20 protein-coding genes are annotated in these 22501 nt (G+C 39.0%); 14 read left to right on the forward strand and 6 right to left on the reverse strand.

What is annotated here, in order from left to right; translation table 11 throughout:
- Nucleotides 1–89: 89 nt before the first annotated feature.
- Nucleotides 90–947, reverse strand: coding sequence for an acyl-CoA thioesterase II (tesB, locus tag F580_RS0121120; RefSeq protein ID WP_019029761.1), 858 nt, complete (start codon nucleotides 945–947; stop codon nucleotides 90–92).
- A gap of 183 nt (nucleotides 948–1130) precedes the next feature.
- On the opposite strand from tesB, the gene F580_RS0121125 reads away from it, so the two are divergent.
- From F580_RS0121125 to hemN, 4 genes are all read left to right on the forward strand, one after another.
- Nucleotides 1131–1388: a hypothetical protein gene (locus tag F580_RS0121125; protein ID WP_019029762.1), complete on the forward strand. Its 258-nt coding sequence runs from the start codon at nucleotides 1131–1133 to the stop codon at nucleotides 1386–1388.
- Nucleotides 1389–1512: 124 nt separating this feature from the next.
- On the forward strand, nucleotides 1513–2130 hold the full coding sequence (gene yihI, locus F580_RS0121130) for a Der GTPase-activating protein YihI (protein ID WP_157443203.1): 618 nt from the start codon (nucleotides 1513–1515) through the stop codon (nucleotides 2128–2130).
- Between the two features lie 5 nt (nucleotides 2131–2135).
- Complete coding sequence (locus F580_RS0121135) at nucleotides 2136–2624, forward strand: DUF2489 domain-containing protein (protein WP_019029764.1); 489 nt, start codon at nucleotides 2136–2138, stop codon at nucleotides 2622–2624.
- A 113-nt stretch (nucleotides 2625–2737) separates the two neighbouring features.
- The gene (gene hemN / locus F580_RS0121140; protein WP_019029765.1) at nucleotides 2738–4108 is read left to right on the forward strand and encodes an oxygen-independent coproporphyrinogen III oxidase; all 1371 of its coding nucleotides are present in this window, start codon (nucleotides 2738–2740) and stop codon (nucleotides 4106–4108) included.
- Nucleotides 4109–4246: 138 nt separating this feature from the next.
- Here the strand turns inward: hemN and rmf are convergent, their stop codons facing one another.
- Both rmf and F580_RS0121150 read right to left on the reverse strand, forming a co-directional pair.
- On the reverse strand, nucleotides 4247–4420 hold the full coding sequence (gene rmf / locus F580_RS0121145) for a ribosome modulation factor (protein ID WP_019029766.1): 174 nt from the start codon (nucleotides 4418–4420) through the stop codon (nucleotides 4247–4249).
- Nucleotides 4421–4855: 435 nt separating this feature from the next.
- A complete protein-coding gene (locus F580_RS0121150; RefSeq protein WP_026301585.1) occupies nucleotides 4856–5074 on the reverse strand; it encodes a DUF3820 family protein in 219 nt (72 codons plus the stop codon).
- 139 nt (nucleotides 5075–5213) lie between these two features.
- Here F580_RS0121150 and F580_RS0121155 point away from each other — a divergent pair, with 139 nt between their 5' ends.
- The 3 genes from F580_RS0121155 to F580_RS0121165 all read left to right on the forward strand — a co-directional run bounded on the left by F580_RS0121155 (nucleotide 5214) and on the right by F580_RS0121165 (nucleotide 9842).
- Complete coding sequence (locus F580_RS0121155) at nucleotides 5214–6326, forward strand: DUF3083 family protein (RefSeq protein WP_019029768.1); 1113 nt, start codon at nucleotides 5214–5216, stop codon at nucleotides 6324–6326.
- Nucleotides 6327–7008: 682 nt separating this feature from the next.
- On the forward strand, nucleotides 7009–7563 hold the full coding sequence (gene msrA, locus F580_RS0121160) for a peptide-methionine (S)-S-oxide reductase MsrA (RefSeq protein WP_019029769.1): 555 nt from the start codon (nucleotides 7009–7011) through the stop codon (nucleotides 7561–7563).
- A 92-nt stretch (nucleotides 7564–7655) separates the two neighbouring features.
- Nucleotides 7656–9842, forward strand: coding sequence for a DUF6351 family protein (locus F580_RS0121165; protein WP_019029770.1), 2187 nt, complete (start codon nucleotides 7656–7658; stop codon nucleotides 9840–9842).
- Between the two features lie 151 nt (nucleotides 9843–9993).
- Here the strand turns inward: F580_RS0121165 and F580_RS0121170 are convergent, their stop codons facing one another.
- Nucleotides 9994–10542, reverse strand: coding sequence for a YkvA family protein (locus tag F580_RS0121170; protein ID WP_019029771.1), 549 nt, complete (start codon nucleotides 10540–10542; stop codon nucleotides 9994–9996).
- 242 nt (nucleotides 10543–10784) lie between these two features.
- Here F580_RS0121170 and F580_RS0121175 point away from each other — a divergent pair, with 242 nt between their 5' ends.
- Nucleotides 10785–12056: a DUF3667 domain-containing protein gene (locus F580_RS0121175; RefSeq protein ID WP_019029772.1), complete on the forward strand. Its 1272-nt coding sequence runs from the start codon at nucleotides 10785–10787 to the stop codon at nucleotides 12054–12056.
- Between the two features lie 103 nt (nucleotides 12057–12159).
- Here the strand turns inward: F580_RS0121175 and nadC are convergent, their stop codons facing one another.
- Both nadC and F580_RS0121185 read right to left on the reverse strand, forming a co-directional pair.
- Nucleotides 12160–13086 carry a carboxylating nicotinate-nucleotide diphosphorylase gene (gene nadC / locus F580_RS0121180; protein WP_019029773.1) on the reverse strand — a complete coding sequence of 309 codons (927 nt, stop codon included), beginning with the start codon at nucleotides 13084–13086 and terminating at the stop codon, nucleotides 12160–12162.
- 13 nt (nucleotides 13087–13099) lie between these two features.
- Nucleotides 13100–13621 (reverse strand): retropepsin-like aspartic protease family protein, encoded by a 522-nt coding sequence (locus tag F580_RS0121185; RefSeq protein ID WP_019029774.1) that lies wholly within the window; start codon nucleotides 13619–13621, stop codon nucleotides 13100–13102.
- A 119-nt stretch (nucleotides 13622–13740) separates the two neighbouring features.
- Here F580_RS0121185 and ampD point away from each other — a divergent pair, with 119 nt between their 5' ends.
- The 6 genes from ampD (at nucleotide 13741) to lpdA (ending at nucleotide 22388) form a co-directional block, all read left to right on the forward strand.
- The gene (gene ampD, locus F580_RS0121190) at nucleotides 13741–14310 is read left to right on the forward strand and encodes a 1,6-anhydro-N-acetylmuramyl-L-alanine amidase AmpD (RefSeq protein WP_019029775.1); all 570 of its coding nucleotides are present in this window, start codon (nucleotides 13741–13743) and stop codon (nucleotides 14308–14310) included.
- 1 nt (nucleotide 14311) lies between these two features.
- Nucleotides 14312–15223, forward strand: a complete 912-nt coding sequence (gene ampE / locus F580_RS0121195) for a beta-lactamase regulator AmpE (protein WP_019029776.1) — start codon at nucleotides 14312–14314, stop codon at nucleotides 15221–15223.
- A 294-nt stretch (nucleotides 15224–15517) separates the two neighbouring features.
- On the forward strand, nucleotides 15518–16279 hold the full coding sequence (gene pdhR / locus F580_RS0121200; protein WP_019029777.1) for a pyruvate dehydrogenase complex transcriptional repressor PdhR: 762 nt from the start codon (nucleotides 15518–15520) through the stop codon (nucleotides 16277–16279).
- A 109-nt stretch (nucleotides 16280–16388) separates the two neighbouring features.
- Nucleotides 16389–19076, forward strand: a complete 2688-nt coding sequence (gene aceE / locus F580_RS0121205) for a pyruvate dehydrogenase (acetyl-transferring), homodimeric type (RefSeq protein ID WP_019029778.1) — start codon at nucleotides 16389–16391, stop codon at nucleotides 19074–19076.
- Between the two features lie 19 nt (nucleotides 19077–19095).
- Complete coding sequence (gene aceF / locus F580_RS0121210) at nucleotides 19096–20757, forward strand: dihydrolipoyllysine-residue acetyltransferase (RefSeq protein WP_019029779.1); 1662 nt, start codon at nucleotides 19096–19098, stop codon at nucleotides 20755–20757.
- A 197-nt stretch (nucleotides 20758–20954) separates the two neighbouring features.
- Nucleotides 20955–22388, forward strand: a complete 1434-nt coding sequence (gene lpdA, locus F580_RS0121215; RefSeq protein WP_019029780.1) for a dihydrolipoyl dehydrogenase — start codon at nucleotides 20955–20957, stop codon at nucleotides 22386–22388.
- The last annotated feature ends 113 nt before the right edge of the window (nucleotides 22389–22501 follow it).

The following is a 22501-nucleotide window of genomic DNA, read 5'->3' on the forward strand; positions in this document are numbered from 1 at the left end:
ATGGTTGATGCAACTAATTCACCTTGGGAACGGTATAGGTATATATTTGGCCACGTACTAAAGCTCGACCATTCTTAACCAATATGCTGCTAGCGTTGTCTGATCACGCCTTCTTGCATGGTTGACGCAACTAACTCACCTTGACGATTATAAATCTGTCCTCGTACTAAACCTCGACCATTACTAGCTGATGGACTATCCATACAATAAAGTAACCAATCATCAAAGCGAAATGGGCGATGAAACCACATGGCATGATCTATAGTGGCTATTTGAAAGTTTGGCTGCCAGTGACTTACGCCATGAGGCAGTAGGGCTGTTGGCAAAAAATGGAAATCAGAAGTGTACGCCAACATATAGGTATGAATACCTAAATCGTCGGGCAATTCACCATTCGCTTTTATCCACATTTGACTTGTAGAGGTTGTCGGTTTTGGTTGTAGCCAGTTATATTGCTGTACTGGACGCATATCGATAGGCTTTTCAGCTAGAAATTTTTCGCGCAGTGCCTCAGGGATGTGTTGCTGGTTAGCTTTAATATAATCGGTAAATGAGGGGAGATCTTCCGGGGCGGGGACATCCGGCATAGTATCTTGGTGATTAAAACCTGTTTCACTATGCTGAAAAGAGGCGGTCATATAAAAAATGGCTTTACCATTTTGTATCGCCTGCACGCGACGAGTGCTAAAACTTGAGCCATCACGAATCACTTCAACTTCATAAACTACCGGTAGGCTTGCATCACCAGGGCGTAAAAAATAAGAATGCAGAGAGTTGACTGAACGATCAGCCGCGATAGTTTCTTGTGCGGCAGAAAGCGCTTGCCCCATGACCTGGCCACCAAAGAGTGCCCTAAAACCTAAGTCCTGACTTTGGCCTCGATATATACCTTGTTCAATGACTTCCAACTTTAATAATTTAGATAACTCATCCAATACACTTGTCATATTTTACCTTATATTTCAATAAGTAATTAGCTAAACGCCAATTGTTTCCAGGGAATTAGTTTAATCGCTATTGATGTTATATGCAAAGTAGGTTAAATTTTGTGCGTAAATATAAATATAAATATAAATATAATAATAAGAATAAAACATTAAACTAATCATAGTGGATTAGAAGGGGGGGATATGGCGCTAGCTATGTACAGAGAGGATCTACTAGAGCGGCGAGAGCCAATAGTGGGTGACTTTGATGATTTATGGGAAGCGTTAACGTTAGCGCAGAAGTTTGCTGCCAGTAACTTGACCCAATTTGGTTATAAACTTAACTTTATAAGAGATTTGTATTCTTCTCACATTGCAATTCTATCGTGTAATGACAATATTGTTGTTATCTCTAAAGGGGGCGAAATTAACACTCACCCAGATATTAAGATTAGACTTTAAGTTAACAAGTTATTAAAAAGCGCCTATTAGCGCTTTTTTTGTGTCTTTTTTCTGCTTTTTAAGGTTTTTCAACCAGTAATAACGTAAAATGGCAGGCATTATTAGTAAAAAAGTAATTGTATCTATGTCACGTTCAAAAAAATCTAGAAAACCAGGTGGAGCACCTACAGCTAAGCCTAAGTTAAGTAAGCAAGAATTAGCAAGTGTTGAAAAACGTATCCGTAAATCTACGGGTAAGGTGGCGGGTAATCGCCAAAAAGAAGCAACCCAAGTACAAACAGATAATAATCAACAGAAAATTAACAAAGATCCTCGTTTAGGTAATAAAACGCCGATAGCTTTAGGTAAAATTGCTGCAAAAGTAGAGAAGTCAAAACAAGTCAAAGCGAAAGAGAATAACAAAAAATCAGCTGCAATTGCCAGTATCCGCTACGTTGAAGATACCGTTGTTGAAAGTACCGCCGTTAAGTTGACTGCGGAGCAAGAAATTGATGCTATAGAGGACGATGAACTGCTACAAAGCCTTTTAGCTAAGCAAGAAGATGATATTGCCTTAACTGAGCAAGAAGTTGATTACTACAATGAGAAGATGGAACGTCATCAAGTCTTATCAGCCGAATTAGGTCTTGATGATGAAGATGAAGCTAGTGAAAGCGATGAAGTTAAGAGTAGTAATAACGAAGATGACTTATGGGATAAATTAGATCGCCCAGACTTTTCAGATTTTGAAGAGAAAGAGTAACATCAATGAGTGACTTTTGGCTTTACGCTCTTTTGTGCGGTACTGCTGTTATAATCGCCTTAGCATTTTATGCAGGTAAGTTATTAAAACAAGTCAGCAAGCAAAAAGAGCAGCAAGCGCAAGCGCAACGAAACCAGCAACAAGCATTAAATAAGCACGATAAAAAAGTCCTTGATAGTGTGTTATTAATTACCCGGGCTATGCAGCAAGAGCAATGTGAGTTTGATGAAGGTTGTTGGCGTTTATCAGTATTGCTATCTTCATTGAAAACCATGACGGAAATGCCAGTAAAATTTCCGGGGGTTTTTGGCTTATATGATGCCATTAAAGATCTCGCCATACGTGACGCACGGAAAACGCTGACCAAAAAGCAGCGGATGCGTGAAGATTACCAACGCATGACCGCATTAGATAAAATGCATGATGGGGTGGTGACTGACTTAGGTGATCTTCACCAGTTCACCACTGAACAACTTACTCGTCTAACATCTTGATATTCTAACGCCAATAACAGCTCAGGTAATGGTCTGTTATTGCGCTCGATCAATACCCACAAATTTCAAAAGCCTATAATGTTTTCGTTAACTAAATAAAACGGTAAGAAAACATGAAAGTAAGTCAATTTTTCGATGATAGGTTATTAAATAAATATAATACTAGCGGACCAAGATACACATCTTATCCAACAGCGTTGGAGTTTCATGAAGATTTCAAACATGATGACTTTATTAAAGCGATAAAAAACTCGCAAAACCGCGAATTGTCACTTTACGTACATATCCCATTTTGTCATACGCTTTGTTATTACTGTGGTTGTAATAAAGTTATTACTCGCCACCGTGATAAAGCAGATACTTACCTAGACTTTTTAGCCCAAGAGATCGCCTTACAGGCACCCTTGTTTGCAGAATATACCGTTAAACAACTCCATTGGGGTGGTGGTACACCAAGTTTTTTAACCCATCCACAAATAACAAAACTAGTCTCTCTGTTGAAGGAAAAATTCAATTTCTCCGCTGATTTAGAAATGAGCATTGAAATTGATCCCCGCGAAATTGAGATGGATTTAGCGGAACACTTATATTCGTTGGGTTTCAATCGTTTGAGCTTAGGTGTGCAAGACCTTGATTTAAAGGTACAACAAGCTATTAACCGGGTGCAATCAACCGAGTTTATTGGTAATTTCATTCAGCATGCTAAAGCGGTTGGTTTTAAATCTATTAACATTGACCTCATTTATGGTTTACCCCATCAAACACTGGAAAATTTTTCTAAAACACTAGTGAAGGCACATGAGTGGCAGGTCGACCGTATTTCTCTATTTAGTTATGCCCATATACCAAGTCGCTTTGCAGCGCAGCGTAAATTACGTGATGAATGGCTACCTAATACTCAGGAAAAATTCGCTTTAATGAAATTGGCTATCGAAACACTTTGTGATTTTGGCTATGACTTTATCGGCATGGATCACTTTGCCAAACCTAGCGATGAATTATCTATAGCGCAAAGTGATGGCACCTTACATCGTAATTTTCAGGGTTACACTACCAGAGGTGGCTGTGATTTATTGGGATTAGGTGTGTCATCAATCAGTGCTATTGGTGATAGCTTTAGCCAGAATATAAAAGACTTAAAAGAATATTATCAAGCCATTACACAAAGACAACACGCGCAGATAAAAGGTGTCAGTTTATCTGCAGACGATATTTTACGTGGTGAAGTCATTCAAGAATTGATGTGTAACTTGTATTTAGATAAACAAGTGATTAGTGAAAAGTATAATATTGATTTTGATGAATATTTTTCTGAAGACTTACCACTATTGAACACATTTATTGATGATGGTTTAGTAGAAAATAATGCTAATCATATTAAAGTAGAGCAAAAAGCGCGCTTATTAATTCGAATCATTTGTATGAGTTTTGATGCTTATATGAAAAAACATATTAATCAGCAGCGCTTCTCTCGGGTTATCTAATCGCTTGAGTAAGCTTTGTTGTACTCTTTACTATAAAAAAGGTCGTGATAGCGGTTAGTCAATTAGCTTGTGGAATAGACTCATCCCCGAACGATTTAAGTTGGGGATGAGCAATACACGTTAGACTTTCTGATTTAGTTAGTGAAATATCCCCATATTTCTGTCGGTAATGGCCTCACGCCATCCACCTAACCATTGTGATTTTGCTCCAATATTCTGATAAGGACACTGCTCCTTAGTCTTACCACCTAGACCGGCTTGATAGCCATTGGAATGCGCTCTACCTAGTTTATCTCTTTTCTGTCTTTTCATTTATTTCGCCTCATAAACACTTGGTAATTATTTTATCAATCAATTGACAAAGAAATTTACGAACCCTATTAATCCGTTTGGTATTAGTTAAGGGCTCTTATTACTAAATACTGCAGAGTGATCGACTCTTCAAATTTCCTTGATATTTTTTGTGTGAATTTCAAGCAGTCGACAAGTTATTTAAGAGGATTTATTGAGCTGAGGCAAGTGAAATAAGCTGAAATTATCGGCCAAAATACACACAAATAAAGAAAGCTAATATTTTTATTTTTCAGCTTTGTAATTTACTTTGATAAAACAGCTTGTTAGTCATTTTGAGTAATATTTGTTATTGCTATAGGTATTAAACCGACAATTTATTAGACAAAATTACTCTAAAAGAAAACTCACTGTTAGTGCTTAGCACGCCTAGGTGATGATGGAATTGAGCTATAACTAAGATTTTAATAAAGGTTGTAACATTGTCTCTAAACCGTTGAGCTTTATCTCATACATTAACGCTAATTGTTGGCCTAGTTTCCCTTCGGGAAAACCTTTGCTGTGGAACCAAACCAGATAGGGTTCGGGTAGTTGTAAAAGCTTTCTACCTGCATATTTACCAAAAGGCATGGTTTGGTTAATTGCTGTTTTCAATGCTTGTTGGTCATTTAACAATATGTTTGTCTCGCTACTTTGATTGTCATAATTGTGACATACCTCTGTCACAAAAGCTTCATTAGTGCTCATTATACTGCCCCTATCTTAAAAGATTAACCATTGTGTGTTAACTGCTTGAATAAAATTAGGGATGAATATGTCAATTATTAGAAAACGAAGTGCAGCTTACAAAGCCTACTTACCTAGTAATGTGCGTGATAATCAATATATTTTAGCTGAATTTAGTTTGACTGATGAGCTTCTTCAGCAATTATCAGGAAAATACAGTGATTCAAAAACACAGCCATATTATGATTTTTATCAGCAGCTTGCGACACTACTTTTCGAGCTTACCGATGAAGTCGAGATCGATAACTGTTTATTTATTGCTAACGATAAATTACCGCGAGTTCGCTTTTGCCAAGAAATGCACCAATGGCAAACAAATCAACAGATTTTGTTTTATTACGATCCGATGAATCATCATCTTAAGAAATCATTTTTTGATGGGTGTAAAAGAGCAAAGAAAATTTGCTTACTCTTTTTAGCTTCGGGCACTGATATTCGAGTTAATGCGGCTAGTTTTCATCATCAAGTGAGTCAAGTGGTACAAAAATTCTGTGAAAAAATACAATTAGATAAAAGTGATGTGCGCCTTAGGGATCATCAGCACCTTACCTATGATTTATTTGCAAAAAACAAAGGTTGTACTACTAGCCAAGTACATAAATTACGTGCAATTAATAAACGCTATGCTAGCCAAAACGTGCAGTTACCAGACTACTATAGTGCAATGAATTATGCTGTAGTCACCTTGAATATAAGCAACGAACTATTACAGCAAGTAGAAATGGACAGTCACTCCAAAGATCCTTACAACCCTCTGTATACCTACTTAACTGATGTATTTACTATGGCAGCTAAGCGCTATAACTTAAACAATGGCGCGCTGATTGCGAATGGTTTAGTACCTATTGTCAGGTACAGTATTCATGAGATCGTTGCTCGTGTCGGAGAGTTACAAATGTTGGGCTACAACCCCGAGAAAAGCCCATGTGGGATTATCAGTAAATGGAATGCTAGTGAGTTAACAGATAACGTACAATTAATCTTTGTTGCGACCCCTGAAAATAGCAGTGATCATGGTTTTGGTCGTTTTTTAAATCAAATAGAACAAGCGATTCAGTTGATGGCGGTTGAGCTTGAAATCAACCCGACTAAAGAAGAGTTGATGGTCAGGTTTCATCAACACCTTGCTTATAATTATTAATTTTGACCTAACCATTGTCATTGGTAAGTGATAGACGATTTCTTCCTTGGTGTGAATAGGTCAATTTAAGGTCACTAGTACGCCACCTTCGTGATGGTCTATTAAGGCGAACTTACCGCCAAGGCTTTTAAACTAACAACACTTATTAAAGACGTCCATGGCAGCTGATATGCTAAGCCGTGATTGATAAAGATAATCGACAGAAATTGAATGGCGGTAGCAATACTGCGCAGTGCCATAATAGCTTTAATTTGGCATCGTTCTTTTGAAAAATTCTGTGATAGGATTTTATTAAATAAGTATTAACAAATAAAGGGGTATAATAAGCATATCAGTGAAGTTAATGATGATATTTTAGCTTATTAATCTCTATACCCGTTCCACCTGAAGATGCAGGATTCAGCTGGAATTATAAACGCCTTTAGGCAAGGCATTGATTGAAGAGAATGGTTGTTCCCTTGTCGAAATCAATAACGTAGCATAAAGCGTTTATAAACCAGCCCTTGGGGGAAAACTGAGCAAAACATACTCGTCGTTACATTTGTTTTTAAGGGAACAACCATTAACAAAAAATGTGTCTCGATTATGATTCGCTCAGGTTTCCTGAAACGAGCATCTTCAAGTGGTACGGGTATATATAAGTATTAGATACATCATAAAAATTAATAAGGTAGCAAATCAAATGACAGAGCAACTTAACAAAGAAGCATTACAAAAAACTACGTTAGCCGGTGGCTGTTTTTGGTGTATTGAAAGTGCTTTTAATTGTGTTAAGGGCATTATTAGCGCGACTTCTGGTTATATGGGCGGTGATAGTACAGAGCCAACCTATAAAGAAATTTGTACGGGAAATAGTGGCCATGCAGAGGTGGTACAGTTAACGTTTGATAGTGAGGTGATTAGTTATGGTGAAATATTGGAGATATTTTTTAGCTTACATAATCCCACCCAGTTAAATCGCCAAGGTAATGATATCGGCAGCCAGTATCGCTCTGAAATTTTCACTCATGATAGTCAACAACAAGTTTTGGCTTTAGCGATGCTTGAGGAAATCACCGAGCAGAAATTATTTGATCAACCCGTTGTCACAAAAGTAAGCCCCGCGGTTATTTTTTATTGTGGTGAAGACTATCATCAAGAATATTTTAAAAATAACCCCGAAAATCAATATTGCCAAGCGGTAGTATCACCTAAGTTAGCTAAGTTTAGAAAAACCTTTATCGCTAAATTGAAATAAGCATCAGCTTTTTCAGCGTAATATCTTCTACCGAAAACCATGTGCTGCACTATATTTAATATAAGTTTAGGGCATTTTTCGGTGGTGATGTTATGCATAAGAAAAAACTTATTCTCTCTATTCTCACACTATTAGCTGTTCTAGTATGGTTGTATCCAACAGAACAGCCTTATAAGTTCCGGCAAGTTAAGCGTGTAGCAACCGCAGAAGAAAATTATTTACTGCCAATTACTCCGCATATCAGTCAAGTTATTCGACCAAAAGAAGCCTTTCACTTTCCCATCAAGTTAGGTGGTGTTGGTCCGGGTAATTCTTTATATTCAGGGCCAAAGCAATACCCCTTTTATTGCATGACCATAGACTCACATTTAGGTCAGCCATTAGTTGATAATCAAGAAGGTTTTGGCGTACCTGTGTATGAAAATTTAGCCTTGCGTAATAAGGTCATTGGCTATTCAAAAGATTGCTTATTTAAAACTCACCTGCAGTTTTATTATTTAAATATCGAAGATAACCTAGTTAAACTAACTACAGAGCAATTTTCTCAATTATCATCTTTAAGAGATGCCAAACAACCTCTGCAATTATTTCGCGCTGAGCAAGGTAGTATTAATCGTTTTATCTATACCATTGCTATGGCCATCACACCTGAAGAGTTGGGGACACGTACGGTCAGTTCTTTATGGAATAAAAAATTAATCTATCAGTTTAATGGTGGCTCTGGCATAGGTTTTAGGCAGGGGCGGCAAAAAGCAACCAGAACCATTACTCGACGTTTAATCGAAGTGCAAAAAGGTTATGCAATTATTAGTTCAAGCGGTAATCGCACTAGCTATACCTATAATATGCTATTGGCAGAGGATACGGCTCGTCGAGTAAAGCTGCATTTTGTTAGTTTATTTGGCGAGCCGTTATACACGGTTGGCATTGGCGGCTCAGGTGGAGGCTTAGCGCAATATCTCATTGGTCAAAATAGTAGCGGTATTCTCGATGGGCTAATTCCGCAATACTCTTATCCCGATATGATAAGCCAAACGATATATACTTTGGATTGCGACTTATTTAATAACTACTTTACCTTTCGAGCCAAAGACAACAGTCGCTGGCAACAATGGGATCAGCGACAATTACTTGAAGGCATGAATAGCTTACAAGACTTCCCACAAAAAATAGCGTTTTTGCAGCCAGTTGCGCAATTAATGGCGGGTATGGTACCTAGCTTCCCCAAAGGCAATAGTGAATGCATTAATGGTTACTTTGGCTTATCTACTTTTATTCATAATCCAAGACAAGGTTTCTTAAGGCACTTTTATAGCGATGAAGTAGTTAATAAAACCAATTGGACCTATTGGGAAGATATGTCGTGGCTGTTCAGGCGTGATCGCCATGGTTTAGTCGAGAGCACTTGGGATAATGAAGGCGTGCAATATGGCTTGCATGCGTTAAAACAAAAACAGCTAACCTTGGCTGAGTTTGTGCACATCAATAAAAATATTGGTAGCTGGAAAGAGCAACACCAAATGACCGCTGAAAAAATTATTACCCCGTTTGGCCGGAAAATGCCTTTCTGGGTCTCATTATGGGGCAGTGGTAATATTACCGAAGTTGTTGATAACAAACTGGCGCCACGACGTAGTGCCTCACTTGGTGCTATTGAAGCTGCTTATCGAGGTGGACAGGTTTTCATTGGTAAGCTTGCACTCCCTATTATTGATGTTCGCCACTATTTAGAAGAAAAGCTCGATATGCACCATATGTCAGCATCTTTCAGTACCCGTATACGTTTACAACAAGCCAATGGCCATTTTGATAATCAAGTTATTTGGGTTGCTAAACGTGATTTTGACCCTACGGATCAAGCTTTTGATTTAATGGATTTATGGCTGTTAAAACGTAAGCAATTTCCTGAACTGAGTGCTTCGCAAAGCAAACCGGTGCAATTACAAGATGCCTGCTTTGATAATAAAGGCGAGGTCATCGCTCAAGGAGAGGGTGTTTGGCATGGACATTGGAATGAAGTGGGTTTTGGCAGAACAAACTTAAAGCGCGGAGCATGTGCAGAGCGCTATGCCATTTTTTCAAATAGTCGTATTCAAGCAGAAGGCCCATGGCAAGGCAGTGTCTTTAAATGTCATAAAATTCCGCTTGAGCAAGCGATTAAACGAGGTATGTATGGTGCTATTGATTTAACAACACACCTGAATGATTTACGCGTTATTTTTGTTAACGGGGTATGTGATTATGCACAGGGAGATGCTGGTAGGCCTAAAGATATTTAAGCGGGCGCTCAGGTCGATTAGGGTAAAGTTATATGAAAGTGACGAAGAAAGTTCTTCGTCACTTTCGCTTTTTAATCATTAACGTTCTAATAGCCAAGCGTTTTAAAGCGCTAGCAAGCTCTGAGTGAGAACCAACTTAATGGACTTGGTATTAAAATACCGAACGGAATGATGAACGACCACTGCGTCTTGATGAACGACGACTTTTCATGCGGCTATGAAGTTCGTGACGTTTAGCCTGTAACCATTCATCACGAGTAATCGCTTCATCACTATGTCGGCCTTCTTCACGATCACGGTAAGCACAAAACTCTTCAAAGGCTTCAACATCATCTTTAAATTCTTCAGCGACCAGTTCGATCATGATGGCATCATCTAAAAAGCCTAATACCGGAATATGATCAGGCACTAAATCCTCAGGATCACTAAAATAAGCTAAAGCATGTAATAATTCGATGCGCTCTTCACTGGGTATTTGCCATTCATTATCTTCAATCATGGCAACAAATACTTCTAATTTTTGGATTCGTAAACGGACAAATTCAGGGACATTAGCTTTTATACTTTGACTAAGTTCTTTAGCATTTTTTAATATTTCTTGCTCGCTGAGCTGTTTTGCACCTGCTTGGGCTTTACGCATGACATCGCGAAAATACTCAAGATCTGTTTCGGTTAATTCAAATTTAACTTCAAACGCCATTATAATTCTCCTGATTTTGGCTTTATGTACAATGTATCTTATCGGTAATTATGCCTAGACATACTTGGCTTATTTTTATAGAGCCAACTGAAATACATTGATTTTATCTATCATCTCGTTATTAATTTAGCAGAATTAGTCACTGACGACACCTTATTTACTAGAGTTTTTAACAAGATGTAACTTTTGTGTTTTATAGTGTTATGATTTTATCGTCTATTGCTATTCAATAACTATTCATTATGCCAACAAACGAATTAATCGAAACAGAGCCAACAGCTGAAACGGCAATCGTTCCAGCTGAGGAAATTAAAGACTGTGAAAACTGCCATCAGCCATTAGCGGGTAATTTTTGTGCTAATTGTGGCCAAGAAGCGGACTCAAAATTGAAATATTTTTGGGTGGTAATTATGCATTTATTGGATGATATCTTTAGCTTTGATTCGCGTGCCAGTCGCACCGTTTGGCCATTAGTAACCAGGCCTGCTTTTATAACCAATGAATATTTTTCTGGTAGACGAGTGCATTACGTACCGCCATTACGCTTATATTTATTTATAAGTATTGTCTTTTTTATCACCTTAAAATTTTTTGTTGGGGCGGACGATAACAATGGTTTTAATATTAATGATAAAAAAACCCTCATTACTCAAGTTAAAGGTCATATAGAAGTATTAACAACTGAGCAAAAAACGTTACCAAAAATACCTTCCAAAAGTATGGAAGAGCTTGCACAAGTAACTCGTCTTAATACAGATATAGCTAAGTTTAATACTTATTTAGCAGATCTAAACCGTGATTATAGTTCGGGCCAGAATAAACAAATTATTAAACTTACCCGTGAGTTGCTTGAATTAGAATTTGATCATACTGAGGAAGCGTTTTCGCCAAAAGATCAAGTGAGATTTGATAAGTTAACGGCTAGACGATTAAAAGTGCTGAATGGTGGCATAGTTTCTGAAGAGTTAAATATCGGAAATAATGAAGATGGTACTTTGTCTTTTGATTTTTTATCGGATGAGAGTAATAAGAAACTCAATAATTTTACTGAAGAGCTGGCTGAAAAAGGCGAGAAAGCCTTTAACTCTGATACGGGCCCGTTAATTGAGCAAGTGATTGGCAAACTACCGCAATTGATGTTTATTTTATTGCCACTGTTTGCGGTATTACTGAAAGTAATGTTTATTTTCTCCAAGCGTTTATATATGGAACACTTAACAGTCGCTTTACACAGCCATAGTTTTATTTTTATAACGGTATTACTCTCAGAAATTCTGGAGCTATTAGATGACTATCTAGCGCCGACAAGTCCAAGCATAGCTAATTTTTTCGGCGTGTTTGCCGGCGGTTTGTTACTGTGGATACCCATATATTTATTTCTAATGCAGAAAAGAGTTTATAAACAGGGCTACTTTTTCACGTTAGTTAAGTTTAGTATTATTGGTACTATATATAGCCTTATGATAGCTGTAACAGCGATAATTGCTATGATCTGGGGGATAATGGATACCTAGATGTTACGTATTCGCTAATACCTAGACTTAGTTAATTTATTGATACAAAAAAAGCGGTAAGCATAAGATGCTTACCGCTTTTTTATTGCCAATTGGCAGGACGTTATTTAAAGCGCATCGACAAATCAATCGCGTTAACGTGCTTGGTTAGCGCGCCACTTGAGATGTAATCGACACCTGCTTTGGCGTATTCTTGCAAAATCTCAATGGTCATATTACCAGAAACTTCTAATTTGGCCTTTCCGCGCGTGGCGGTTACGGCTTGCTCTATCATTGGCGGAGTGAAGTTATCTAACATGATAATATCAGCGCCCGCACTCAGTGCTTGTTCAAGCTCATCAAGTGATTCCACTTCTACTTCAACGGTTTTATCACTGTGATTTTTTTTAGCAGTGGCTACTGCTTGTTTGATACCGCCACAAGCGGCGATATGGTTTTCTTTTATTAAAAAGGCATCGAATAAACCAATTCTATGGTTTACCCCGCCACCACAAAGTACCGCATATTTTTGTGCGCTACGTAAACCCGGTAAGGTTTTACGAGTATCAAGTAGTTTAGTGTTACTGCCATCCAGCTCTTTTACATAGTGACTGGTTAACGTGGCAGTACCTGATAAGGTTTGCAAAAAGTTTAACGCGACACGTTCACCAGTTAATAAAGTACGTGCATCACCCTCAAGTTCAAATAACGTGGTATTGGCGGCAACGGCTTCACCATCATTTACAAACCACGTTATTTTGGTAGATGACATTCTTGTAGGTAAAGAGTTAGTGGTTTGCTTCACTGATTTATTTAATGAAGCATCTAGTTGCTTAAATACTTCGTTGACCCAAGCAACACCACAGACGATACAATCTTCACGAGTAATTACAGTAGCGACAGCTTGTTCATTCTCAGGAATGAGCATAGCGGTAATATCTTGGCTAGCTTGAGGCATGGCATCACCAACGGCGCCTAAATCTTCACAAAGGGCCCAAGAAATGGTTTTGCTAATATCTTGCTGTAATTTTTCTAATTGTGCATTAAGCATGGTTTGCTTCCTGTTACAGGGGTTCTCGTAAGATTAATTGTTTACCCGTTTGTTGAAAGTCTACTTGTTTTAGGGCACTCATGCCTAAAAGTATTTCATCTGACTTCATCGCTGGGTTAATGTGAGCAGCGACATTATACAAGAAAATATTACCTAAGCTCAATTGCGCAATTTCAGTTTTATAAACCGTGATACTACCATTAGCGGTTTGTACTCGGTAACTCCCTTGCGAGATAAGGCCTAGATGCTCAGCGATATGTGCCGGAATGGATACTTGGGTTGCGCCAGTATCGAGTAAAAAAGTCACCGGGGTATCATTTATTGTACCGCGAGCAACGTAATGACCTTGCCTGTTTTGTTGTAAAATCACTTCTGCTTGGCCATTTTCGGTTAAGCGCATTGCTGGCCGAGTATTTGGGTTGTATTGTTCATCAAGTACATCTTGAAATAAGAACATTAATAATGCCAACGCGATTATCCAAGCTAGCCAGACAAATATTTTTGCCATTTTGTTTGTTGGGTCAACTTCAGTCATACTAAGCGGCTCTTGATAAGGTTAGCGGTATTGTATGTTTTCTCGAGTAAGCAATAAAGCGCAAAGTGTTACCTTGATCAAGCGCCGACAAATAACATTACTACAATAATGAGAAATTAATGCTTTCTATTTCTTCTGGCTGGCTAGTGCAAGCACTAAATTTACCATCGCCGTTTTTCTCCCCGCGTGAATTAGCGGATGAAATTAGTTTGTTAGTTATTCATAATATTTCATTGCCTGCAGGGCAGTTTGATGGCAATTGCATTAATGATTTGTTTCTTGGTCAACTCGATTGTAACGCCCATGCTAGTTTTAAGGACTTAAAGGGCGTTGAAGTTTCAGCACATTGTCTTATTCGCCGTGACGGTAGCATTAACCAGTATGTCTCTTTTACTGATAAGGCTTGGCATGCTGGCGTTTCTTCGTTCAAGCAAAGAGAGCGTTGTAATGATTATTCCATCGGCATTGAATTAGAAGGCACAGATGATATTCCTTATACAAGAAAACAATATCAGCAGTTAATTGCGTTAACACTTTGTTTGCAAGATCAATTTCCTGCTATTATCATGGACAATATTGTTGGTCATTGTGATATTGCCCCAGAGAGAAAAACCGATCCCGGGCCGGCATTTGAATGGCAGTATTTTCGTCAGTGTTTAACTGAACAAGCGACAAGGAATAAAACCTAACATGAGTTTATTAAGTTTACTAATTGCCCTAGCAGCGGAACGTTCGTTATCTGCGCAGGCGTGGCGATTTGATTTTTATTACCAGCATTACCTACACTTTTTTAGCAAAAATTTCACCGCTAAACAAGGCACAGTTGCTAGCGCAGCGTTCATTTTATTACCTGTAGTGGTTACGTATCTATTGCTCAGCATCATTGATAATGCCGTTATGCAATTGCTGCTTTCTACCTTGATATTAATTGTGTGTTTTGGCTGTGTTACTACGCGTAAAAGCTATAAACAATATTTACAATCAGCTTTTCGGGGTGAAGAAACCACTACTGAAATGCATCATCAACAGCTATTAACGGATAAAAATTTACCACAAATGGGTTTTGGCCAAGCACTTATTTGGCTTAATTACCGCTATTACATTGCTATTATGTTGTATTTCGCCGTATTTGGTGCGGCAGGAGCAGTTTTCTATCGTTTACTTACCACGGTGATTGAGCAGCAAAATACTGAAAATACCGGCTCTGCTATTGAGCACTGTGGTGAAGACATGCAGCAAACTGTTGCCCAAGAAAATGAGCACCATGACAGCCAGAATCCCCCAGATTTAAACAGCGGTTGTAAAAGTCATCATGATGTACTTTTTTGGTTAGACTGGTTACCAGTACGTATTACCGCTTTTGGTTATATGTTTGTTGGTCATTTCTCTAAAGCAATGCCAACGTGGTTGGAAAGTATTTTTGATAGTCGAAAGCCTACGCACAGAGTATTAATTGATGTCGCGCAAAAGTCAGAAGATATTATGGTTGATAGTGGTGATTGCACCGCTGAACCCTGTTTACTGGTGCGTTTAGCTAAGCGTAATGTCTTGCTTATCCTTGCGGCTATTTCAGTCTTAACCTTAGCGGGTTTGTTAAACTAACTCTTAGTTAGCCGATAGTTTGCGATAAAAAGCCCTTGTGAAGTAGCTGTTCTGGCCAAAAACCCCATTGGTCAGACCATTGGGGTTTTACTTCTACACCGCAATAAAAAGTGGAAAATCCAATGTTTTTGCGTATTTTCTACTTGCATAAAACTTAATCATCTACTAAATTAACTTGTCAAAAGTGGCATTTTTTGCTATTTTATTGCTTATTAAAAGCAATGGTAAGACCAATTTACCAAGAATAATTAAGCTAATTAAGTTTATTTTTCACCCAAAATAAGATGAAATTCTATGGTCGCGACACAGTTAAAATCAAAAATAAAACCGCAAAAACTCAGCGATATTATTTTAGCGCAATTAGAAGCGATGATTATTGAAGGTAGCTTGCAGCCGGGCGAAAAGCTTTTACCTGAACGTGAGCTAGCGCTGAAATTTGAAGTATCGCGTCCGTCATTACGTGAAGCAATACAGAAATTGGAAGTGAAAGGTTTAGTGACACGTAAACAAGGTGGTGGCACCTTTGTTTGTGAAAATCTGCTGAGTGGTTTTTCAGATCCCTTGTTTGAATTAATGTCTAACAATACTGAATCACAATTTGATTTATTAGAGTTCCGTCACGGTATTGAAGGCATGGCATCATATTATGCGGCTATGCGCGGTACCCCCGCAGACTTTGAACAAATTCAAGCAAAGCATGATGAAATTGGCAACAGTCAATTAGAAGATGATTTTCGCGGTGAAGCCGAAGCAGTGGTTGAGTTTCATTTAGCTATTTGTGCAGCCTCACATAATGCGGTGATATTACAGCTTGCGCGTAGTATGTCGGCTTTATTAGCAGATAATATTGCGCAAAATTTAACAGTATTGGCTAAACGTCCTGAGATCTTTAGCAAGATAACGGATTATAGAAAACGTTTGCTCAATGCAATTGTTAGTGGTCAGCCGCAAAAAGCGTGGGGTGCTAGTCATCGACACTTAGCTTTTATAGAAGAGCTATTATTGAAGCTTACTCAAGAGAACAGTCGCATGGAAAGATCGATGCGACGGATTTAATAACTAGCAGAAAGAATTTATCTATTAGTACAACGAATAATTAGAACAATTAACTTTAAACAGTAATTAAACTTTATATTAAATAAGAAAGTATTGGAGACTAAACAATATGTCAGATCTACCAAATATCGATATTGATTCAGCAGAAACCCAAGAGTGGTTAGAATCAATGGAATCAGTATTAGAGAATGAAGGGCCAGAGCGTGCCCATTTTCTACTTGAAAGCCTAATCGAACGTGCGCGTCGTGGTGGTACACACTTACCCTTTGATGCAACAACGGCTTATGTAAATACCATTCCTCCTGGGCAAGAGCCACATATGCCGGCGGATCAAACGCTTGAATCACGCATCCGTGCCGCTATTCGTTGGAATGCCTTAGTACTGGTACTACGCGCCTCGAAAAAAGATTTAGAGCTTGGTGGTCACATTGGTAGTTTTGCCTCTTCTTCAACGTTATACGATGTAGGTTTTAACCACTTTTTCAAAGCAGCTTCAGAAAAAGATGGTGGTGACTTTATTTTTGCTCAAGGTCACATTTCTCCAGGTATCTACGCTCGTGCCTTTATGGAAGGGCGTTTAACTGAAGAGCAAATGAACAACTTCCGTCAAGAATGTGATGGTAAAGGTTTACCTTCGTACCCGCATCCGCATTTAATGGATGATTTCTGGCAGTTTCCTACGGTTTCTATGGGTCTAGGTCCATTACAAGCCATCTACACTGCACGTTTCTTAAAATACTTAACCGATCGTGGCATTAAAGATTGTTCGGGCCAACGTGTTTACTGTTTCCTTGGTGATGGCGAAACAGATGAACCAGAATCATTAGGTGCTATTGGTTTAGCGTCGCGTGAAGGTTTAGACAACTTAACTTTTATCGTTAACTGTAACTTACAGCGTTTAGACGGCCCTGTTCGTGGTAATGGTAAAATTATTCAAGAGCTTGAAGGTACATTCCGTGGCGCAGGCTGGGAAGTAGTGAAGGTTATTTGGGGTTCTTATTGGGATTCACTTATTGCCCGCGATACTTCAGGTAAATTATTACAGTTAATGAACGAAACCGTTGATGGTGAGTACCAAAACTGTAAAGCGAAAGGTGGTAAGTACACCCGCGAAAACTTCTTTAACAAGTACCCTGAAACCAAGGCTATGGTTGCTAACATGTCTGATCAAGACATCTGGCGTTTAAACCGTGGCGGTCATGACCCAGTGAAAGTTTATGCGGCTTATCAAAAAGCCATGGACACTAAAGGTCGTCCAACAGTTATCTTGGCTAAAACGGTGAAAGGTTTTGGTTTAGGTGCATCAGGTGAAGCATTAAATATCGCTCATAACGTTAAGAAAATGGACCTTGAGTCAATTAAACATTACCGCGACCGTTTTAATATCCCGGTAAGTGATGAAAATATTGCCGATTTACCTTTCTTCAAATTCCCAGAAGACAGTGACGAATTTAAGTACATGAAAGCCCGTCGTGAAGCCTTAGGTGGTTCATTACCTGCACGTCGTCAACAAGCGGAAGAAAGCTTAGAAATTCCACCGCTAAAAGTATTTGATGCAATTTTAAAAGGCTCAGGCGAGCGTGAAGTGTCATCAACCATGACCTTTGTTCGTGTCTTAAATGCCTTATTAAAAGATAAGAAAATTGGTAAGCGTATCGTACCGATTATTCCTGATGAAGCACGTACCTTTGGTATGGAAGGTTTATTCCGCCAAGTTGGTATTTACGCCAATGAAGGACAAAAGTACATTCCACAAGATGCTGACCAAGTTGCTTATTATCGTGAAGATAAAAAAGGCCAAGTATTACAAGAAGGTATTAACGAGTTAGGTGCTATGGCATCTTGGATTGCTGCAGGTACTTCTTACTCAACGTGTAACGCTGTAACTATTCCGTTCTACATTTACTACTCAATGTTTGGTTTCCAACGTGTAGGTGATTTAGCCTGGGCAGCTGGCGATAGTCAAACACGTGGTTTCTTATTAGGCGCGACAGCGGGTCGTACCACGCTTAACGGCGAAGGTTTACAACATCAAGATGGTCATTCGCATGTGCAAGCAGGTTTAATTCCTAACTGTGTTACTTATGATCCAACCTATGGTTATGAAATTGCGGTCATCGTGCGTGAAGGTTTACGTCGTATGTACGAAGAAAATGAAAATGTTTTCTTCTACATCACCTTAATGAATGAAAACTACCAACATCCAGCATTGCCTGAAGCTAAAGATGTTACTGATCAAATCATTAAAGGTATTTACCAACTTGAACAAGTTGCACCTAGCAAAGGTAAGAGCAAAGCTATAGCTAACGTACAGTTAATGGGTTCTGGTACTATTTTAGAAAAAGTACGTGAAGCGGCGCAAATTCTAGCCAATGATTATAATATCTCTAGTGATGTTTACTCAGTAACTTCATTTAATGAGCTGACTCGTGATGGCCAAGATGTATCGCGTTGGAATATGCTTCATCCAGAAAGTGAGCAACGTGTACCTTATATCTCTAGTGTTATCACAAAAGAAGCGGGTCCTGCTATTGCCGCAACGGATTACATTAAAAACTATTCAGAGCAAGTTCGTGCCTACATAAACACTGAATATCGTTGTTTAGGTACCGATGGTTTTGGTCGTAGTGATAGTCGTGCTAACTTACGAACTCACTTTGAAGTGAATGCCGCCTATATTGTTGTTGCGTCTTTGTTTGAATTAGCAAATCGTGGTGATATTAAACGTACAGTCGTTACTGAAGCAATTAAACGCTTCAATATTGATACTGAAAAACTTAACCCTCTTTACGCATAATCAGAGACGGAGAATTAATATGTCTATTGAAAAAATCCTAGTCCCTGATGTTGGTGGCGATGAAGTTGAAATTATTGAAATTTGTTTTGCTGTTGGTGATACCTTAGAAGCAGATGAAGGTATTATAACGGTTGAAACTGACAAGGCTTCTATGGATATTCCAGCACCATTTACCGGTAAGCTAGTGAGCTTATCGGTAAGTGTTGGTGATAAAATCAAAGAAGGTGATGTCATTGCCGAAATGCAAAGTGCATCGGCTGCTACTCCAGCAGAAGAAGCGCCAGTAGCCGTTGCAGCACCTGCGGTTGTTGCAACTCCCGCGGCAGCTATTGTTGAAGCAGCACCGGTAGCGGCAGCAGTTGCTACCACTGCTGAAGTCATTGAAATTGCGGTGCCTGATATTGGTGAAGACGGTGAAGTTGAAGTTATCGATGTACTTGTTAACGTTGGTGATGTCATTGAAGAAGAAGATGGCTTAATCACGCTAGAAACTGATAAAGCCACTATGGACGTACCATCAACACATGCCGGTACGGTTAAAGAAGTATTTATCAAAGTTGGTGATAAAGTTAAGCAGGGTTCATTAGTCATCAAACTTGAAACTGCTGGCGGCGAAGTGGCTGCAGTTGCAGCGACTCCAGCACCTGCTGTAGCGGTTGCGGCTCCCGTTGTAGCAGCAAAAGTTGCTGCTACGACAGCCCCTAAGGCTGCGCCAGTACCACATCACCCACAAGCGGGTAGTGTCAGTAAAGGTAGTATTTATACCTCACCGTCAATTCGCCGCTTAGCGCGTGAATTTGGCGTTGATTTAAGCTTAGTTAAAGGCTCAGGTCGTAAAAATCGTATCTTGAAAGAAGATGTACAATCTTTTGTTAAATATGAATTATCTCGCCCGAAAGCGAATGCAGGTAGTTCTGTTGCCGCCGGTGAAGGTGGTTTACAGGTGGTTAGTGCCAGAGCGATAGATTTCTCTAAATTCGGCGAAATTGAAACAAAAGCATTATCACGTATTCAGAAAATTTCTGGACCCTTCTTACATCGTAACTGGGTAACTATTCCACATGTTACTCAATTTGATGAGGCTGATATCACTAACGTGGAAGCGTTCCGCAAAGAGCAAAACGTACTTTGTGAAAAGCAAAAGCTTGGTTTTAAAATTACACCTTTAGTGTTTGTTTTAAAAGCAGCGGCAAATGCCTTACGTGCCTTCCCAACGTTTAACTCAAGCTTGAGTGAAGACGGTGAAAGTTTGATTTTGAAAAAGTACATACATATAGGTGTTGCCGTTGATACGCCGAATGGTTTAGTTGTACCGGTAGTACGTGATGTTGATCAAAAAGGTATTCACCAGTTATCGCGTGAATTACTTGAAATCAGCTTGAAAGCACGTGATGGCAAGTTGAAAGCGACTGATATGCAAGGTGGTTGTTTTACTATTTCTAGTCTTGGTGGTATTGGTGGCACAGCGTTTACGCCAATTGTTAATGCCCCAGAAGTGGCTATTTTAGGTGTTTCTAAATCAGAAATGAAACCTAAGTGGAATGGTAAAGAGTTTGAACCTAAACTAATACTACCATTATCAATGTCTTACGATCATCGTGTTATTGATGGCGCTTTAGCTGCACGCTTTACCGTACATCTTGCCGGTGTAATGTCAGATATTCGTAAATTGATACTGTAGGCGGGAATTTATTCGCGCTATGGTCGAGGAAGTATACTCTAGCGACCATATAGCCTTTAGTCGATAAAAGGCAATTAATAATGGCGATTTTGCTTGGTAAAGAGTAAAATCGCCGACATCAAACTTTCGTAACAACAAGCAAATGATGAGAGTGAAACATCGCTTATCATCATTGACAATTTAATTTGAGGATAAGCATGAGTAATAATATCAAAACTCAAGTAGTTATTTTAGGTGCCGGCCCTGGTGGCTATTCAGCAGCATTTCGCGCAGCAGATCTAGGCTTAGATGTAGTACTAGTAGAAAGTCGTGAAACATTAGGCGGCGTTTGTTTAAATGTGGGTTGTATCCCATCTAAAGCACTACTTCACGTAGCTAAAGTAATTGATGATGCAGCAGCAATGGCATCTCATGGTGTTACTTTTGGTAAGCCTGAAATTGATTTAGATAAAATCCGCAGCTGGAAAGACAGTGTAACTGCACAGCTTACCGGTGGTTTATCGGGTATGGCAAAAAGTCGTAAAGTAACCACAGTTTATGGTTACGGTAAATTTACTTCTGATAAAACTATCGAAGTTGCAGGTAACGATGGCGAAACAACCACTATTACTTTTGATAATGCCATTATTGCGGCAGGTTCATCAGTGGTTAACTTACCATTCATTCCAACTGATGACCCACGTGTGATTGATTCTACTGGCGCGTTAGAGCTTAAAGACGTACCAGCAGAAATGTTAGTATTGGGTGGTGGTATCATTGGCCTAGAAATGGGTACTGTATATTCTGCCTTAGGTTCTAATGTATCTGTAGTTGAGTTTGCTGACCAATTAGTGCCAGCGGCTGATAAAGATATTGTTCGAGTTTATACCAACTACAACAAGAAAAAATTCAATATTATGTTGTCTACTAAAGTTGTCGCGGTTGAAGCAAAAGATGACGGTTTATACGTTACTTTTGAAGGTAAAAAAGCACCTGCTGAAGCAGTACGCTACGACAAAATTTTAGTTGCTGTTGGCCGTAAGCCAAATGGTCACTTAGTTGCTGCGGATAAAGCCGGCGTAAATGTTGATGAGCGTGGTTTCATTAACGTTTCGAAAGAATTACGTACTAACGTACCACACATCTTCGCTATTGGTGATGTTGTTGGTCAACCTATGCTTGCCCATAAAGCGGTTCATGAAGCACATTGTGCTGCAGAAGTTATTTCTGGCAAAAAACATGAATTTGACCCACGTTGCATTCCTTCAATTGCTTATACCGATCCAGAAATGGCTTGGGTTGGCGTTACTGAAGCTGAAGCAAAAGAGCAAGGTTTGAACATCGAAGTTGCTAACTTCCCATGGGCTGCTTCTGGTCGTGCTATCGCTTCTGCACGTACTGAAGGTAAAACTAAGATGATCTTCGAAAAAGGAACCGGTCGTGTTCTTGGTGGTGCTATTGTTGGTATCAATGCGGGCGAAATGCTTGGTGAAATCTGTTTAGCCGTTGAAATGGGCGCTGATGCTGAAGACTTGGCATTAACGATTCATGCACACCCAACGTTAAATGAATCAATTGGCTTAGCGGCAGAAATCTTTGAAGGTTCAATCACTGATTTACCTAATGCTAAAGCAGTTAAGAAAAAGAAATAACAGCAAAAGAATAAAAATTATTCTTTATGCGCTATAGAGCTGACTCTTTGAAGACGGCTCATTAGCACTATAAAACGCGATAAGTTAATTCCTTATCGCGTTTTTTTTGCAAA

The sequence above is a fragment of the Colwellia piezophila ATCC BAA-637 genome (genome assembly GCF_000378625.1).
GTDB lineage: Bacteria > Pseudomonadota > Gammaproteobacteria > Enterobacterales > Alteromonadaceae > Colwellia > Colwellia piezophila.

Bases quoted from the DNA above. Each gene is read 5' to 3' on its own strand.
- tesB (WP_019029761.1), bottom strand. From the start codon at position 947: ATGACAAGTGTATTGGATGAGTTATCTAAATTATTAAAGTTGGAAGTC.
- F580_RS0121125 (WP_019029762.1), top strand. From the start codon at position 1,131: ATGGCGCTAGCTATGTACAGAGAGGATCTACTAGAGCGGCGAGAGCCA.
- yihI (WP_157443203.1), top strand. From the start codon at position 1,513: ATGTCACGTTCAAAAAAATCTAGAAAACCAGGTGGAGCACCTACAGCT.
- F580_RS0121135 (WP_019029764.1), top strand. From the start codon at position 2,136: ATGAGTGACTTTTGGCTTTACGCTCTTTTGTGCGGTACTGCTGTTATA.
- hemN (WP_019029765.1), top strand. From the start codon at position 2,738: ATGAAAGTAAGTCAATTTTTCGATGATAGGTTATTAAATAAATATAAT.
- rmf (WP_019029766.1), bottom strand. From the start codon at position 4,420: ATGAAAAGACAGAAAAGAGATAAACTAGGTAGAGCGCATTCCAATGGC.
- F580_RS0121155 (WP_019029768.1), top strand. From the start codon at position 5,214: ATGTCAATTATTAGAAAACGAAGTGCAGCTTACAAAGCCTACTTACCT.
- msrA (WP_019029769.1), top strand. From the start codon at position 7,009: ATGACAGAGCAACTTAACAAAGAAGCATTACAAAAAACTACGTTAGCC.
- F580_RS0121165 (WP_019029770.1), top strand. From the start codon at position 7,656: ATGCATAAGAAAAAACTTATTCTCTCTATTCTCACACTATTAGCTGTT.
- F580_RS0121170 (WP_019029771.1), bottom strand. From the start codon at position 10,542: ATGGCGTTTGAAGTTAAATTTGAATTAACCGAAACAGATCTTGAGTAT.
- F580_RS0121175 (WP_019029772.1), top strand. From the start codon at position 10,785: ATGCCAACAAACGAATTAATCGAAACAGAGCCAACAGCTGAAACGGCA.
- nadC (WP_019029773.1), bottom strand. From the start codon at position 13,086: ATGCTTAATGCACAATTAGAAAAATTACAGCAAGATATTAGCAAAACC.
- F580_RS0121185 (WP_019029774.1), bottom strand. From the start codon at position 13,621: ATGACTGAAGTTGACCCAACAAACAAAATGGCAAAAATATTTGTCTGG.
- ampD (WP_019029775.1), top strand. From the start codon at position 13,741: ATGCTTTCTATTTCTTCTGGCTGGCTAGTGCAAGCACTAAATTTACCA.
- ampE (WP_019029776.1), top strand. From the start codon at position 14,312: ATGAGTTTATTAAGTTTACTAATTGCCCTAGCAGCGGAACGTTCGTTA.
- pdhR (WP_019029777.1), top strand. From the start codon at position 15,518: ATGGTCGCGACACAGTTAAAATCAAAAATAAAACCGCAAAAACTCAGC.
- aceE (WP_019029778.1), top strand. From the start codon at position 16,389: ATGTCAGATCTACCAAATATCGATATTGATTCAGCAGAAACCCAAGAG.
- aceF (WP_019029779.1), top strand. From the start codon at position 19,096: ATGTCTATTGAAAAAATCCTAGTCCCTGATGTTGGTGGCGATGAAGTT.
- lpdA (WP_019029780.1), top strand. From the start codon at position 20,955: ATGAGTAATAATATCAAAACTCAAGTAGTTATTTTAGGTGCCGGCCCT.